At 72.3% G+C, this 13,683-nt stretch carries 10 protein-coding genes; 4 read left to right on the top strand and 6 right to left on the bottom strand.

Going from position 1 to position 13,683, the window contains the following annotated elements; all coding sequences use genetic code 11:
• Positions 1–348: 348 nt before the first annotated feature.
• The gene (locus tag WMF20_RS01665; RefSeq protein WP_237244923.1) at positions 349–1,260 is read left to right on the top strand and encodes a LysR family transcriptional regulator; all 912 of its coding nucleotides are present in this window, start codon (positions 349–351) and stop codon (positions 1,258–1,260) included.
• 139 nt (positions 1,261–1,399) lie between these two features.
• On the opposite strand, the gene ilvE is transcribed toward WMF20_RS01665, so the two are convergent.
• Positions 1,400–2,290 (bottom strand): branched-chain-amino-acid transaminase, encoded by an 891-nt coding sequence (gene ilvE, locus WMF20_RS01660; protein ID WP_437610101.1) that lies wholly within the window; start codon positions 2,288–2,290, stop codon positions 1,400–1,402.
• A gap of 5 nt (positions 2,291–2,295) precedes the next feature.
• Positions 2,296–3,009, bottom strand: coding sequence for an IclR family transcriptional regulator (locus tag WMF20_RS01655; RefSeq protein ID WP_129572700.1), 714 nt, complete (start codon positions 3,007–3,009; stop codon positions 2,296–2,298).
• 23 nt (positions 3,010–3,032) lie between these two features.
• On the opposite strand from WMF20_RS01655, the gene WMF20_RS01650 reads away from it, so the two are divergent.
• On the top strand, positions 3,033–4,685 hold the full coding sequence (locus tag WMF20_RS01650) for a hypothetical protein (RefSeq protein ID WP_437610099.1): 1,653 nt from the start codon (positions 3,033–3,035) through the stop codon (positions 4,683–4,685).
• A 535-nt stretch (positions 4,686–5,220) separates the two neighbouring features.
• Here the strand turns inward: WMF20_RS01650 and WMF20_RS01645 are convergent.
• Positions 5,221–6,018 carry an AAC(3) family N-acetyltransferase gene (locus WMF20_RS01645; RefSeq protein ID WP_437610097.1) on the bottom strand — a complete coding sequence of 266 codons (798 nt, stop codon included), beginning with the start codon at positions 6,016–6,018 and terminating at the stop codon, positions 5,221–5,223.
• A gap of 527 nt (positions 6,019–6,545) precedes the next feature.
• Between WMF20_RS01645 and WMF20_RS01640 the strand changes: the two genes are divergently transcribed.
• Positions 6,546–7,850 (top strand): glycosyltransferase family 4 protein, encoded by a 1,305-nt coding sequence (locus tag WMF20_RS01640; protein WP_437610095.1) that lies wholly within the window; start codon positions 6,546–6,548, stop codon positions 7,848–7,850.
• Positions 7,851–7,913: 63 nt separating this feature from the next.
• Here WMF20_RS01640 and WMF20_RS01635 read toward each other — a convergent pair whose 3' ends face one another.
• A complete protein-coding gene (locus tag WMF20_RS01635) occupies positions 7,914–9,050 on the bottom strand; it encodes a glycosyltransferase (RefSeq protein WP_437610093.1) in 1,137 nt (378 codons plus the stop codon).
• 115 nt (positions 9,051–9,165) lie between these two features.
• Between WMF20_RS01635 and WMF20_RS01630 the strand changes: the two genes are divergently transcribed.
• Positions 9,166–10,299, top strand: a complete 1,134-nt coding sequence (locus WMF20_RS01630) for a glycosyltransferase (protein ID WP_437610091.1) — start codon at positions 9,166–9,168, stop codon at positions 10,297–10,299.
• A 34-nt stretch (positions 10,300–10,333) separates the two neighbouring features.
• On the opposite strand, the gene WMF20_RS01625 is transcribed toward WMF20_RS01630, so the two are convergent.
• Both WMF20_RS01625 and WMF20_RS01620 read right to left on the bottom strand, forming a co-directional pair.
• Positions 10,334–11,800 carry a glycosyl hydrolase family 8 gene (locus WMF20_RS01625; RefSeq protein ID WP_437610089.1) on the bottom strand — a complete coding sequence of 489 codons (1,467 nt, stop codon included), beginning with the start codon at positions 11,798–11,800 and terminating at the stop codon, positions 10,334–10,336.
• 579 nt (positions 11,801–12,379) lie between these two features.
• On the bottom strand, positions 12,380–13,663 hold the full coding sequence (locus WMF20_RS01620) for a hypothetical protein (protein WP_437610087.1): 1,284 nt from the start codon (positions 13,661–13,663) through the stop codon (positions 12,380–12,382).
• Positions 13,664–13,683: the final 20 nt, after the last annotated feature.

The raw sequence follows: 13,683 nt of genomic DNA, 5'->3' as shown, positions 1-13,683 counted from the left end.
GGTCTTAGGGGGCGACTACTTAGCGGACCAGGCCAGGCACATCAACCTTCACCGGCGCTCGCAGCACGATTCCGACTTCATCATGACCTACCACAGAGGACCCCGAGACGGTACGCGCCGGCGGCTCGATCTGCAACAGGGTTGCGATCACGGGCGAATCGGGCGTGAGGAGGGGCCGGAAGCCGGGCTCCGCGGGCGTGCTCGGGGGATCGAAGCGAGACATGGGCGTGACGACCGGCGGCGTCCCTCCCACCGCTCCCTCGGCGGGGTCTGCGACCGTCCCGGTCCAACGGAGAACGTCTAGACCGGCCGGTGGCGCCCCTCCAACTCATTAGTAGCATGGGCCACATGCATCCCGTGCATCTTGCCTCGATCGACCTGAACCTGCTCGTCGTCTTCGACGCCCTCCTCGCGGAGGGGAGCGTCACGCGCGCGGCGGCGCGCGTCGGGCTGAGCCAGTCGGCCATGAGCCACGCCCTCGGGCGCCTGCGCACGTTGATCGACGACCCCATCCTGGTGCGCACGCCGCGGGGGATGATCCCGACGCCGCGCGCGCAGGAGCTCATCGGCCCCATCCGCGAGGCCCTCGCCCAGATCGAGGTGACCGTCGCGCGCCGCCCCCGCTTCGATCCCGCGACGGCGCGCCGCTCGTTCGCGGTCGCCACGGTCGATTACGTGGAGCTCATCCTGCTGCCCCGGCTCGTGCAAAAGCTCTTCACCGACGCGCCGTTCGTCGATCTCATCGCGCGCCCCTACGACAGCGAGATGTGGAGCTCCATGGAGACCGGAAAGGTCGACCTGGCCATCGGCCTGCTCCCCACCGTGCCCGCGGGGTTCTATCGGCAAAGGCTCATCGAGGAGCACTACATGTGCGTGGTGAGGAAGAATCATCCGGTGGTGGGCAGCAAGCTCACCCTCAAGACCTACACGAGCTTGCCGCACGCGCTCATCAGCCCGCGCGGCGATGGCGGCGGCCGGGTGGACGAGGTCCTGGCCGAGCGGGGGCTCTCGCGCCGCGTGGCGCTGCAGATCCCCCACTTCCTCGTGGCGGCCCACATCGTCGCGCAGACGGATCTCGTGCTGACCGTGCCGACGCGCATCGCGCGCGTGTTCGCCGAGATGGAGGCGCTGCGCATCATGAAGCCGCCCGTGGAGCTCGGCGGGTTCTCGCTGGATCAGGTGTGGCACGAGCGGCAGGCGAAGGACCCGGCGCACATCTGGCTGCGCGGGATCTTCGCGGAGATCGCCCGCGACAGCTGACGCGCCCTCGTTCGACGTGCCGCACCTGCCGCAGGCGCCGCGCCCGGCGCGGCCCCGTCGCCCGGATACGGGCCGGCGAGGCGGAGAGTCGGCGCCATGGACCGGTTAAGTCATTCTCCTCTTCCATCTGCTCGGCCGTTCAGGTAGTGCCGCCGGGCGCGGCGATGAGCTCGACGCCCTCGCGCTCGGCGAGCTGCCGGTGCAGCGCGGTCAGCCGGGCGGTGACGGGGCCCCGCTCGCCGCGGCCGATCGTGCGCCCGTCGAGGCTCCGCATCGCGATCACGCCGGCGCCGGTGCCGGTCAGGAACGCCTCGTCGGCGGCGAAGAAGTCGAGCCGCCCGAGCGAGCGCTCCACCACGGTGAGGCCGATGCTGCGCGCGAGCTCCATCACGGCCGCGCGGTTGATGCCCTCGAGGCAGCCGTCGGTGGCGGGCGGCGTCGCGAGCACGTCGCCGCGGAGCGCGAACACGTTGGCCACGGAGGCCTCGGCCACGTGGCCGCGCGCGTTCAGGAGCAGCGCGTCGTCGGCGCCGCGCTGCCTGGCCTCGAGCTTGGCGAGGGCGGAGCCGAGGTAGTTCAGGCTCTTGATCCGCATGTCGAGCGCGTCCGCGTTCGGCCGGCGGTGGCTCGACGTGATGAGCTCGAGGCCGCGCCGCCGCTGCTCGTCGTCGAAGAGGCGGATCGACCCCACGATGCAGAACAGCCCCGGCCGCTCGCAGGTGGTCGGGTCGACGCCGAGCGGGCCCACGCCGCGCGTCACGACGAGGCGCACGTAGGCCTCGCGCGCGGCGTGGGCGCGCGCGGTCTCCTCGACGATCGCGCGGAGGCCCTCGAGCGGGCGCGGCAGCGCGATGCCGAGCGCCTTCGCGCCGGCCTCGAGCCGCGCGAGGTGGCGGTCGATCCGGAAGAGCCGCCCCGCCGCGACGCGGATGCCCTCGAAGATGCCGTCGCCGTAGAGCAGCCCGTGATCGGTCACGTTCACGGTCGCGTCCTTCGCGTCGACGATTCGCCCATCGATCCATGTCTTCATGACGTTCACCTCCTGCTGTCTCCCTCGAGAGCGCGCGCGACGCGCTCGGCGGCGTCGCGCGTGTGCTGCACCGCGGCGTCGCGTCGATCGCCGCGCAGGCTCTGGGCGGCGGCGGCGCAGGCGATGCAGCCGTGCAGGCCGCCGCGCGCGAGCACCGGGGCCGCGATGACGGTCAGCCCGTCGATCCACTCGCCCTCGTTGACGTCGTAGCCGCGCTTCGCGGCGCGTTGCGCGGCGCGCTCGGTGGCGGGGCCCGCGCCCTGCGCGCCCACGAGCTCCGGCGCGTGCGCGACATAGAGCCGCCCGCTCGCGGTGACGTCGACCGGGACCTCGGCCCCGACCGGCGGGGCCGCGCGCAGGAGCCCCGTGCCCTCCGCCTTGTCGAGCACGACGAGCCGCCCCGCGCGGGCGGCGACGAGGAAGAACGTCTCGCCGAAGGCGCGCGCCGCCCGCTCGAGCTCGGGCTTGGCCACGCGCGCGACGGGGTCGAGCCCCTGCGCCCCGAGCCCGAGGCGGATGAGGCCGACGCCGAGCCGGTAGCGCCCCTCCCCGTCCTGCTCGACCAGCGCGTGCGCGGCGAGCGACGCGAGCAGCCGGTGCAGCGTCGCCTTGGGCATGCCGAGGCGCGCCGCGAGCTCCGCCAGCGAGGCGCTGCCGCCGCCCTCGCGCAGCGCCTCGAGGGCGCGCACCGCCTTGTCGACCGTCCCAGAACGTTCCATTATTCGGAATCCTGTTCCGATATTTGATCTACTCCGTTCCCGGGCCGCCGTCCAGGGCGCGCCTGCCGTGCGCCGTGGCGCCGCGGGATCGGGCGCCGTGCGGCGCGGTGGGGCTGTTCGGGGAGACCTACCCCGAGGTCCCGGCGAACGCGTGGCACAAGGAGTTCCAGGCGCTCATCGACGAGCACTCGACCGAGGACCCGGCGCGGCCGCGGATCCGCGAGGCCGTGAAGAACGAGGCCGTGTTGCTCGACTCCGCGTTCAGCCATCTCGAGCGGCTCTCGGTCCTGGAGCAGCGAGCGACCCCCGTGGAGCACTCCGCCGCGCGAGCTGGCTTGTCGCTGCGAGCGCCGGGCCGTAGAGAGGCCGCGATGCCTCTTCCCGGCCGGCTGGGCCGCCTCCTCCGCGCCTGCGCAGCCGCCGCGGTCTGCCTCGCGCCGGCGGGCTGCATCTTCTACACGCGGCTATCGACGTACGCGCCGAGCCCCACGGCCGCCGACATCGTCGGCGGGCTCTCGGACGGCGCGCTGCGGGTCCACGCGATCACGAGCTCCCGGGCGGTCACCTCGGTGATCCGGGATGCGTTCCGCGGATCGCGCTTCGTTTACAGCGAGGAGGTCGTCGAGGACAACTCGGCGCAGCGCGATCCGGGGCGCGATCTGTGCGCGTTGCTCGAGCGCTCGGGCGCCGAGCTGCTGCTCGTCGCCTCGGACGAGCTGACGTTCGCCGGCGGAGCGCCGGAGCAGGAGTGCCTCCGGCGCGAGACGGTGCCGAGCGGGAAGCCGTTTCCGGAGGCCGATCCGCTGGTCAGCGTGTGCGTCGAGCACGAGGATCCCGCGAAGTACGAGGCGCGCCGGGCCAGGCGCGGGGAGCTCACGTCGGTGGTCCAGCTGGTCACGCCGGCGCGCTGCGAGAGGCCGCCCGTCCTGGGGGCGAGCGCGTCCGCGCTGTCCGGCACGCCCGAGCGCATCCGGGAGCAGCTCGCAGACCTGCTCCCGCGCGCGACGGTCGTCGAGGCGCGCGGCGAGCGCGCCTGGGTGCAGGCGATCCCCGGCTCCGCGCCGAGCGCGGGCGCCGAAGCCCGGGTCCTCGCGCGGGAGGGCGGCGCCGCCAAGACCGGCGTCGTCACGGAGGTGGTCGGGGACCGCGCCGAGGTCCGCAGCCTCTGGCCCGATCGGCCGTTCGCGCCGAAGGACGGCGTCGTCCTCGGCGGTCCGCTCTGGGGCGTCGCGTTCGTCCCGGAAGCGCGAGTCTCGGTGGGCAACGCCGTCTCTGCGGGCGTCGCCTTCGAGGCGTATCGCGTGCATCACGGGCCGCTCCTCGGCCTCGGCGTGCACGGAGTCGTGGGGGCGTCCGGCCCGATCGGCATCGGCGGCTTCGGAGGACACCTCTTCGCAGGCTACGTGCTCTGGCCGGTCCCGACGAGGCTCGGCCTGTACTTGCGCGGCCATGGCGGCGCGGGCTCCGTGCGCGCGGGAGGCGACGCGGAGGCGTTCGGCTTCATGGGCCTCGCCGCGGGCGTGAAATGGCGTGTGCCGTCCATCTTCGTTATCGACGCCTCGGGCGGGTACGATCTCGGCCCCTCCGCGACGGTCTTCACCGGGGACCCGGCGCGGACGACCGCGTTCGCGTGGAGAGGGCCTGCCATGCGCCTGACGCTGGCGCTCGATCTGTAGACGAAGTCGCGACCTGTAGACGAAGTCGCGGCGGCGGAGCGGCGCGTTCTTCCGATACGCATGCCAGCGCCGCTTGGCCCGGGGTGCGCGAGCCGCCGCTTGGCCTGGGGGTGCGCGAGCCGCCGCTTGGCCTGGGGGTGCGCGAGCCGCCGCTTGGCCTGGGGGTGCGCGAGCCGCAGCGTGGTGGTCAGCATATCGTCACCGCAATAGTTAGTGAGACTAACTAAAGCTATCCAGCGGGATCGCGGCGCTGGCGAGAGCCCCAGCGCCGCGCCGGAGCCGGTTCGAATAGTTAGTAAGACTAACTAAAGCTATCCACCGGGATCGCGGCGCTGGCGAGGGCCCCAACGCCGCGCCGGAGACGGTCCGAATAGTTAGTAAGGCTAACTAAAGCTATCCACCGGGAACGCGGCGCTGGCGAGAGCCCCAGCGCCGCGCCGGAGACGGCCGAATAGTTAGTAAGGCTAACTAAAGCTATCCACCGGGAACGCGGCGCTGGCGAGAGCCCCAGCGCCGCGCCGGAGCCGGCCGACCATCATGCATGCTCTCCGCGGGCCCCATCGGCCGGCACGCTGGCGCGCGCCGCGTCGCACTCGTCGCAGCCCTCGTCGGGCGGGCAGAGGAACACGAGCGGGCTTTTCGCGAGGTGCTCGACCGCCACGGCGACGAGATCGCGTGAAGCACACAGGCGCGCGTGGGCGCTAGCCACCCTCCCTTCCCGCTGTAGCCCCCGTTCGCGCAACCAGCCATCGGCGAGCCCGAAGCGCCGGCAGCAATGATCCGTCTCGTGGATCATCGCGGTCCGGGCCACGCCGTCGACCTCGATCACGCACGGGTGCGCGACCGCATAGGGAACTCGCGCGATGGCCTCCGCGACGTGGAGCGTCGTGTTCTCGGCGTGCGTGACGCCGAGCAGCAGCACCTGGCCTCCGAGCTCGTGGACGCGGCCCGGGGGGCTGTCCGGCCCGTGCGGGGGCGACAGCGGCTGCGGCGCGCAGATGCGCTCGGCGAAACGGCCGGCGGCGGCGAAGGAGCCGCCAGGGTGGCCGCTGCGCAGCACGCCGGGCTGCCTCCAGAACGTCTCGGCGGTGATCCCCATGCCGCTGGTCGGCGTGGACCGGGGATCGAACACGCTCTGTCCGCCGGTCATCGTCGGCATGACGAGCGTGCCGTCGTCCCCGAGCGCGGCGCGCAGGGCGCGGATCAGTCCGAGCGGGCCGCCCTCGACCGGACGCACGGCCCTGAACGACGTGTGAACGAGGAGGACGCCACCCTGCCTCACGCCGAGGGCGAGCAGCTCGGCGACCACCTGGCTCACGCTGGGCTCGTGCATGGTCCAGGCATATCATTCTTGTGCGTTATCGCGGTCGTTCCTCCCTGGAAGGGCGGCCCCCTGCCGGCGTCGACGGCTGGGTAGATTCCGGGCGATGCGCCGCGGGCTGGAGATGGAAGTCCGGGCGATTCCAGCCCCGAAGGAAAGGTTGGCTCGCCCAGCGATTGCCCGCATTGGCTCGACGAGCGCATCGCGCCGGAAGCGTTCACGAAATCGATAAAAGCAGCGCGCTCCGCCCGCGCGCGCCTCCCGCGATGCGCCTGCCGCCTCCGTCCGCCGGGGCGCCCACGCACGCTCACGCGCGCCGCCTCGCACCGATTTCTTTACATTGCGCCGAAGAGCCATGTTACCTTTCCAGGTCACGGTCGCCGCTCTTCGGGCGTCGGCCATGCAATCCCATCACCGAGCCGGCGCCGGAGGCTCGGAGCGCTCATCGCCCTGAACGTGCCGCGCGACGCGTGAGGTATCGGTGCAACCTGCCTGCACGTCCGCGCGAGCTGGAGGTGTCTATGTCCTCGATGCGACAGATGCGTATTCTCTATTTTGCGCCTCGCGCCTGCTGGCCGCTCGACACCGGAGCCAAGCTGCGCAACTGGCACTTTGTCCGGCAGCTCTCGCGGTTCGCGCGGGTGACGTACCTGAGCTTCGCCGACGACGGCGCCGTCCGGAACGGGCGGGCGCGGATGGGCGCGGCCGGCCCCGCCCCGCATCCGATGAACGATATCGCGCAGATCACCGATCAGGTGCTCACGCTCACGCAGGAGAAGCCGAACTCCCTGGGCAAGATCCTGCGCGGCGCCGTGGGGCCGCTGCCGCTCGTCGTCCTCAATTACACGACGAGCGCCATGCGCCAGGAGCTCGCGCGCGTCCTCGACGAAGGCCAGTTCGACGCCGTGCAGGTCGAGAGCGTCCACCTCGCCGGGTATCTGCCCTTGCTGCGCGCAGCGCGCAATCGGCCGCTGCTCCTCTGCGACTGGCACAACATCGAGTCGGAGGTGCTCTCTCGCTACAGCAAGAACGCGCCCGATCGCCTCCGCGGGCTGGCGGCGTTCGCGCTGGCGTCGCAGCTCGCCGGGTTCGAGCGCAAGGTGCTGGAGCAGTTCGACGCGCACCTCACGGTCAGCGAGCGGGATCGCCAGAAGCTCCTCGCGCTCCGCCCCGGCCTGCGCGCCTTCGCCGTCGACAACGGCGTCCACGTGGACGCCTTCGCAGGCGCGGGCGGCGCTGCGTCCGGGCCGCGCCGCCGCGTCGTCTTCGTCGGCTCGATGGATTACCGCCCGAACGCGCAGGCCATCGTCGCCTTCGCGCGCGATCTCTGGCCCGCCATCCGCGCCGCGCGGCCCGAGTGGCGCCTCACCGTGGTCGGCAGGAACCCCGGGCCGGAGGTGCGCGCGCTCGGCGCGCTGCCCGGCGTGGAGGTGACCGGGACCGTGCCCGACGTGCGGCCCTACTACGCCGACGCGCTCGCGTCCGTGGTGCCGCTGCGCATCGGGGGCGGGTCGCGGCTGAAGATCCTGGAGGCGCTCGCGGCCGGCGTGCCCGTCGTCTCCACCGAGCTCGGCGCGGAGGGGCTCACGCTGCGCGACCGCGAGCACGCGCTCATCACCCGAAGCCCCGAGGCGATCGGCGGCGCGCTCCTCGAGCTCGACGCCGATCCGGCGCTCAGGGCGCGCCTTTGCGCGGCCGGCCGGGCGCTCGTCCAGAGCAGGTACGACTGGAGCGTGGTGGGCGACACGCTCGCGAGCATCTACCAGCAGCTGCACCAGCAGCGCCGCGGCGCCCCGGAAGCGCCCGCGCCCGCGCCCGCGGGCCTCGCCGCGCCGGCCTATTGACCCGATCCGCCCGGCAGATCTGCGGCGCTCCGCGGGAGGCGCGTTGCCCGCCGCCCGCGCCGATCAGGCCCCCGCGGCGGCGCCGGTCGCCGCGGCGCCGGTCACCGCGGCGAAGGCCTCGAGCCACGCGTCGGCCTGCCGCTCTGCCGTGAAGCGCGACAGGAGCCGCGCCCGGGCGCGCGTCGCCCGCGCCCCCGCCTCCTCCGGCCGCGCCAGCGCTTCGAGCAGCGCCCGCGCCAGCGCGTCCGGCCGCCCGGGCGGGACGAGCCACCCCGTCTCGCCGTCCAGCACGAGCTCCGGCACGCCGCCGACCGCGCTCGCGACGACCGGCGTCCCGTAGGCGAACGCCTCCAGCACCACGTTCGGCAGCCCCTCGGTGCGCGACGGCAGCGCCAGCACGTCGAGCGCCCCGATGAGCTGCGCGCCGTCCCGGCGCAGGCCGAGCAGCCGCGCGCGGTCGCCGAGCCCCCGCGCCGCCACCTCCGCCCGCACCGCGGCCTCGTCCGGCCCGTCCCCGACCAGCACGAGCGCGGCCCGCGGGTCCGCGCGCGCCACCGCCGCGAACGCCTCCACGAGCGAGCGCTGACCCTTCTCGGGGCTGAGCCGCCCCACCGCGCCGACGAGCCGGGCCGACGCGTCGAGCCCGAGCTCCGCGAGCAGCCGCGCGCGGGGGACCGGCGGCGGCATCCGATCGAGGTCGATCGCGTTCGGCACGTGGAAGATCCGCGCCTCGCTCACCCCGCACGCCCGCACCGCCGCGCGCTGCGCCTCGGACACGACCACGACCCCGTCGTGCCAGCGCAGGGTCCGGCGATCGGCCCACTCGAAGAGCCGCACCTTCAGGTCCTCGCCCGTCCACCCGCGCGCCACGGCCAGCACCCGCGGCGCGCCGCGCCCGCGCAGCCCGAGCGCCAGGAGGTCCGCCTTGTACCCCACCGTGCACACCACGTCGGGCCGGAGCCGCGCCGCGATCGCGCGGAGCCGCCGCGCCCCCTCGAGCAGGTCGTAGCCCCGCGCCAGCGCGAGCGGCTCGGCCTCGAACCCCTCCGCGCGCGCCCCCACGACGAGCGGATTGTCCGCGACCTTCGCCTCCCGGTGCGGGATCACGGCGAACGAGACCTCGCACGCGCCGCGATCGCGCAAGATCCTCGCCGCTTGGACGGTCTGCCGCTCCGGGCCGCCCCAGAAGCGACAGGGCATCAGGTGAAGGAGCCGGAGCCGCCGCAGAGCCTTCGCTCTACACGATCGCCGCGCGCGCCGCACCTGGTTTACCCGGCGCCGGGGCGCCGTGGTACGAGCGCGGGAGGCGGGCCCCATGCGGAAGATCAGCGTGTGTACGGTGGTCATCAACCTCGACGTCGGAGGCCTCGAGAAGGTCGCCGTCAGCCTCCTGAACGGCCTCGATCGCGCCCGCTTCGACCCGTCTCTCATCTGCCTGGACGCCCCCGGCAAGCTCTTCGATCAGGTCGATCTCCCGCCCGGGCGAAGGCTCGTCCTGCGGCGGCGCCCGCGGCTCAACCTCGGCTTCGCCCGCGTCGATCCCGAGCTGCCCCTCGCGATCCGCGGCTTCCTGCGCGACGTGCGGGCGGACGTCCTGCACGTCCACAACTTCGCCCCGCTCATCTTCGGCGGCGTCTCGTCGCGCCTGCTCCTGCCGCGGCCCCGGGTCGTCTACTCGGAGCACAACGAGATCAACAGCGCGAGCCCCCGCTCGCTGCGCAAGTTCAGGTATTATGTGCGGCTCGCCGACGCGATCATCGCGGTCTCCGGCGATCTGGCGACCAAGCTCCGGCGCGATCTCGGCGTCCGGCGGCCCGTCCACGTGATCCGCAACGGCATCGACGGCGCGCGCGTCCGCGCCGGCCGCCGCGAGCGCCTCCGCGCCGAGCTGCGGTTGCCCGAGGACGCGCGCGTGCTCGGCACGGTCGCGGTGCTGTCGCGCCAGAAGGGCATCGACGTCCTGCTCGACGCCGCGGGCGAGGTCCTGGGCCGCGACCCGCGCGTGCACGTGGTGATCGCCGGCGACGGGCCGGCCCGGGCCGATCTCGAGGCCCGGCGCGCCGGCATGGCGGCGCGGGAGCGCGTGCACTTCCTCGGGCTGCGCAGCGACGTGCCCGACGTGATGGCGAGCCTCGACGCCTATGTCCTCTCGTCCCGCTGGGAGGGGCTCCCGCTCGCGGTCCTCGAGGCCATGGCCGCCGGAAAGCCGATCGTCGCGACCCGCGTCGGCGGCGTGCCGGAGGCGATCGAGGACGGCGCGGGCGGCTACCTCGTCGCCCCCGAGGAGCCCCGGGCGCTCGCGGATCGGCTCCTCGCGCTGCTGTCCGATCCGGCGGCCGCCGCCGCGATGGGCGCGCGCAACGCGCAGGCGTTCGACGCGCGCTTCAGCCTCGGGGCGATGCTCGCGGCCCACGAGCGGCTGTTCACCGAGATGGCGCCCGCCCGGTAGGGGCGCCGCGCGCCCCTCTCCCCGGACTGCCGAGCTAGCGCTTACCAGTAGCAGCGGCAGCGGCGGGCGCCGCGGGCTGCGCTTGCGGCATGATGACGCGGAATTTCCCGCTCAAGTGCAGCAGGGACATCGTATACAGCATGCCGTCGTAGTACCGCCACTTGCCGGTCGGCGGCTCGCGTGAATACACCTCTTTGACGAAACGCCACGCTCGCGGCTGGGTGGCAGCCAGCGCCGCAACGCCGTTCATCGCCACGAGCCCGAGCGATCCGTGGTCGACGATGGGCTTACCGTCGAGGGTGAAGTTGGCCTTGTACTCGGGGCCCTGCGCCTCGAAGAACGCGAGGAGCCGGTCGCTCAGCTCGGTCTCCCGCGGATCCTTCGCCCACCATGCCGCGTCCACCGCCCAGTTCATCGCGGTGCGGAACGCGTCGTAACGGAAGTTGGCGGTCCCCGCGTCCCAGGAGGCAGCCTTGGGGGTGCCATCGAAGTTGGCGTAATCCGGAGCGAGCCCGGTCTTCGGATGCGTCGTCTTGATGAAGAAGTCGCGGCTCACCTTGGCCGCGTCGGCCCAGAACGCGCGATCCGCCTCGGGGCCCCAGGCCGCCCAGAGCTCGTAGAACGCGGGCAGGTGATACGAGGGATCGGTGTGATCGCCGTTCTTCGAGAAGTTGTCCGCGTCCGGCGTGAACCGCACCATCTTGTGCTCGGCATTGAAGAGCGAGTGCAACGTGGTCTTGCGCTTGTTCGCGTTGACCGCGCCCGCGATGGCCTTGCGGTTCTTCATCGCGTCGAGCAGGCCCAAGGCCTCCTTCCGGTAGTCATAGATCCCCTTGCCGTTCCCCCAGCGGTGGGACGCGAAGAAGAGCGCCGTCGCGAAATACTCCTCCGCGTCGGGAGCGGGGTTCTCGTCGATGGCCGTGCCGTCCGGGCGCATCTGCCAGGAGAAATAGCCGAAGCCGGGGTGACGCTGGTCCGCGTGATACATGTGAGACTTGGCCCAGTTCCACAGGGCGTCGAAGTCGTCTTTCCGATCGACCTGAACGGCGATCATCATGCCGTACGACATCCCCTCGGAGCGGACGTCGTTGTTGCCGATGTCCATGATGTACGCCTTGGGGCCGTTCGCGTTCTTCCCCGCCGCGAACATGACGGCTTCTTCCTTGGGATCGCCGTGGAACAGCTGGGTGTAGGCCTTCGTGATCTTGGCGTCGATCTCGTCCGGCTTGTGTCCCAGCTCCGCGAACAGGTTGCGATACTCGCCCGTGAAGTACGCTCCTTTGGCCGCAGGCCGAAGCGGGGGCGCCTGGGGCGCGGGCTCCGCCGCCGGGGGCGCCTGAGCCGCGCCGGTCTGGCTCGCGGCGCCGGCAGGAGCGGCGCTGCTGACCTGATCGACGGCGCTCGCCTGGTTGGGCGAGCCGACCTGGCTGCCCTGATTGCTGGGCGCGCAGGCGAGCACCGTGAGCGCAAACCACGACGATGCGACCGGAAACGTTAGCATTCGCAAGTTCATCACTGTCCTCATTGGCGAGCTCGCGTCCTATCGGAGACGGGCTCGGCGTGAACATCATTGGCGAGTTCACGTGTGTTATGCTCGCGAGGTCGGGTGACGCGCCGGAGCGCCGACCTCGAGCGCGCTCGAAACGAACCTGAACCACCGGCCGGGCGCTGCTGGCCGTGAGGGTCACATAAGCCAACGGTCGATTCGTGCAAGACTGGCATTGCTCGCGGGTCCACCGGTCATCCTGCTCGGTCCGACGATCCCTAGCGTGAGCGGCGCAGGGCGCCGCGATCTGGAGGACGCCGCGGAGGGAGAAGGAATTCCAAACGGTTCCAGGCGTCAAGCCCCAACTGCGGAGCCCGCCTCGGGCTGGCAGAGCCGTCTTCCATACGGTCCGGTCCCTCTGGAAAAGTGGCGCTGTATCGAGAACTTAGCCGTCGGTCGAAGAGGCGTCCTCGACTCCACGGCCCGCGAGAGCTCGTCCAGACGCCCCGGGTCGCCTCGAGCCGTGCCGCGGTCGACGGCTCCGGGGAGCTCCCGCTGGGCGGGGGTCCGTTCGGTTGGAGGGGGGAAGAACGCCTATCCGTCGTCAGGCAGGTACAGCTTCACGTCGTCGAACTCGGCGGTGCCCTCGTAATAGTTGATGTGCGGGTCGCCGAAGAAGAAGTGATCCGGGTACGCCGACCCCGCCGGCCAGGTCTCGAACGGCTCGCCGAAGTCGACCGTCTCGCCATAGCCCTGGCCCTCGAGCTCGTCGGGGCGCTGGTTGAAATGCCACGTCACCGGCGGCTCGCGAAACCCCCGCCGCGCCGCATACGTCGTGAGGCCGCCGTGGTGAAACCTGCCCGCCGCGGACATCGCATATCCCTGGCCGTCGCGCTCGACGGTGAACACGTACGTCTCCTTGTCGAGGTACTTGTCCACGAAGACGGGGCCGTCCTTCCACCCGCCGGCCGTGTACGACGTGAACCCGTTGCCGGTCCAGGGGCTCCCGAACGCGTCGCCGCGGAGCCAGATCATGCTTACATACCGCGAGCCGTCCGGCTCGGCCCGGCCGGTCACGGGGTTCCAGACCGCCGACCAGGGGCCGTCGTCGCCGAAGTTGCTGTCGGTGTCCATCACAACCTTCCGGTGATGATGGATGAAGACGTTGTTGTGAGGCGCCGGCCGCGCGTGATCGGTGATGCAGAGAAAGTAAACGCCGTTTCCGAAGGTGGCGGACAGCGGCTTCGTGCTCCGATCGGTGAACCGCCACGGGTCGGCGATCTCGTCCCCGTCGTAGCCGTTGATCTTGCCCCCGTGCGTCCAGCTGCCCTCGCGCTGGCCGCCGAAGTCGATGTTGGAGACCGTCACCTCGACGCGGTACCGCGCCGGCAGCGGCGCGGTCGAGCGGAGGATCGCGCCGTCGTAATGGCGGGTCGAGACGAGCCTCGCCTTGCCGGAGACGGCCTCGAAGCGGCCGCCCGTCTCGGGCACGCCGTCGCGGTCGCTGTCCCGGCCGTACAGCTCGACCGTGAGCCAGCCTCCCTCGCCGTACGTGAACGACTTCCGGAACGAGCGGAACCGCCGCAGGCCTTCGCGGAACGCCTCCCCGCCGCGCGCGGCGAAGAACTCGCCGTCGTCGTCGAAGACGTCGACGTGGTAGGGGCTCGCGTCGCCGTACGCGTCCTCGGTCCACGCCGCCGGCTCCTGGAAGGGGGCATCGAAGGTCTCGTGGTGCACGAGCCGCCATCCGCGGCCGGCGGCCGGCGCCGCCGGCTTCGGGGCGTCGCCGGTCGCCCCGAGCGTGTCGCGCGCCGGCGCGCGCGAGCACGCCGCGAGCGTCACGGCGAGCGCCGCGAGGGGCCGCGTCGCGGATCGCATGCAGTCCTCAGCGCTCGCCG

It is taken from the genome of Sorangium sp. So ce834 (genome assembly GCF_051521425.1).
GTDB classification, from domain to species: domain Bacteria; phylum Myxococcota_A; class Polyangia; order Polyangiales; family Polyangiaceae; genus Sorangium; species Sorangium cellulosum_D.
Note: the sequence above shows the minus strand (reverse complement) of the source record. Positions and strands in the feature narration are given on the sequence as shown.

What these genes read in the sequence shown, in the direction of transcription:
- WMF20_RS01665 (WP_237244923.1), top strand. Translation starts at nt 349, where the DNA reads ATGCATCCCGTGCATCTTGCCTCGATCGACCTGAACCTGCTCGTCGTC.
- WMF20_RS01635 (WP_437610093.1), bottom strand. Translation starts at nt 9,050, where the DNA reads ATGCCCTGTCGCTTCTGGGGCGGCCCGGAGCGGCAGACCGTCCAAGCG.
- ilvE (WP_437610101.1), bottom strand. Translation starts at nt 2,290, where the DNA reads ATGAAGACATGGATCGATGGGCGAATCGTCGACGCGAAGGACGCGACC.
- WMF20_RS01645 (WP_437610097.1), bottom strand. Translation starts at nt 6,018, where the DNA reads ATGCACGAGCCCAGCGTGAGCCAGGTGGTCGCCGAGCTGCTCGCCCTC.
- WMF20_RS01640 (WP_437610095.1), top strand. Translation starts at nt 6,546, where the DNA reads ATGCGTATTCTCTATTTTGCGCCTCGCGCCTGCTGGCCGCTCGACACC.
- WMF20_RS01625 (WP_437610089.1), bottom strand. Translation starts at nt 11,800, where the DNA reads ATGCTAACGTTTCCGGTCGCATCGTCGTGGTTTGCGCTCACGGTGCTC.
- WMF20_RS01630 (WP_437610091.1), top strand. Translation starts at nt 9,166, where the DNA reads ATGCGGAAGATCAGCGTGTGTACGGTGGTCATCAACCTCGACGTCGGA.
- WMF20_RS01655 (WP_129572700.1), bottom strand. Translation starts at nt 3,009, where the DNA reads ATGGAACGTTCTGGGACGGTCGACAAGGCGGTGCGCGCCCTCGAGGCG.
- WMF20_RS01620 (WP_437610087.1), bottom strand. Translation starts at nt 13,663, where the DNA reads ATGCGATCCGCGACGCGGCCCCTCGCGGCGCTCGCCGTGACGCTCGCG.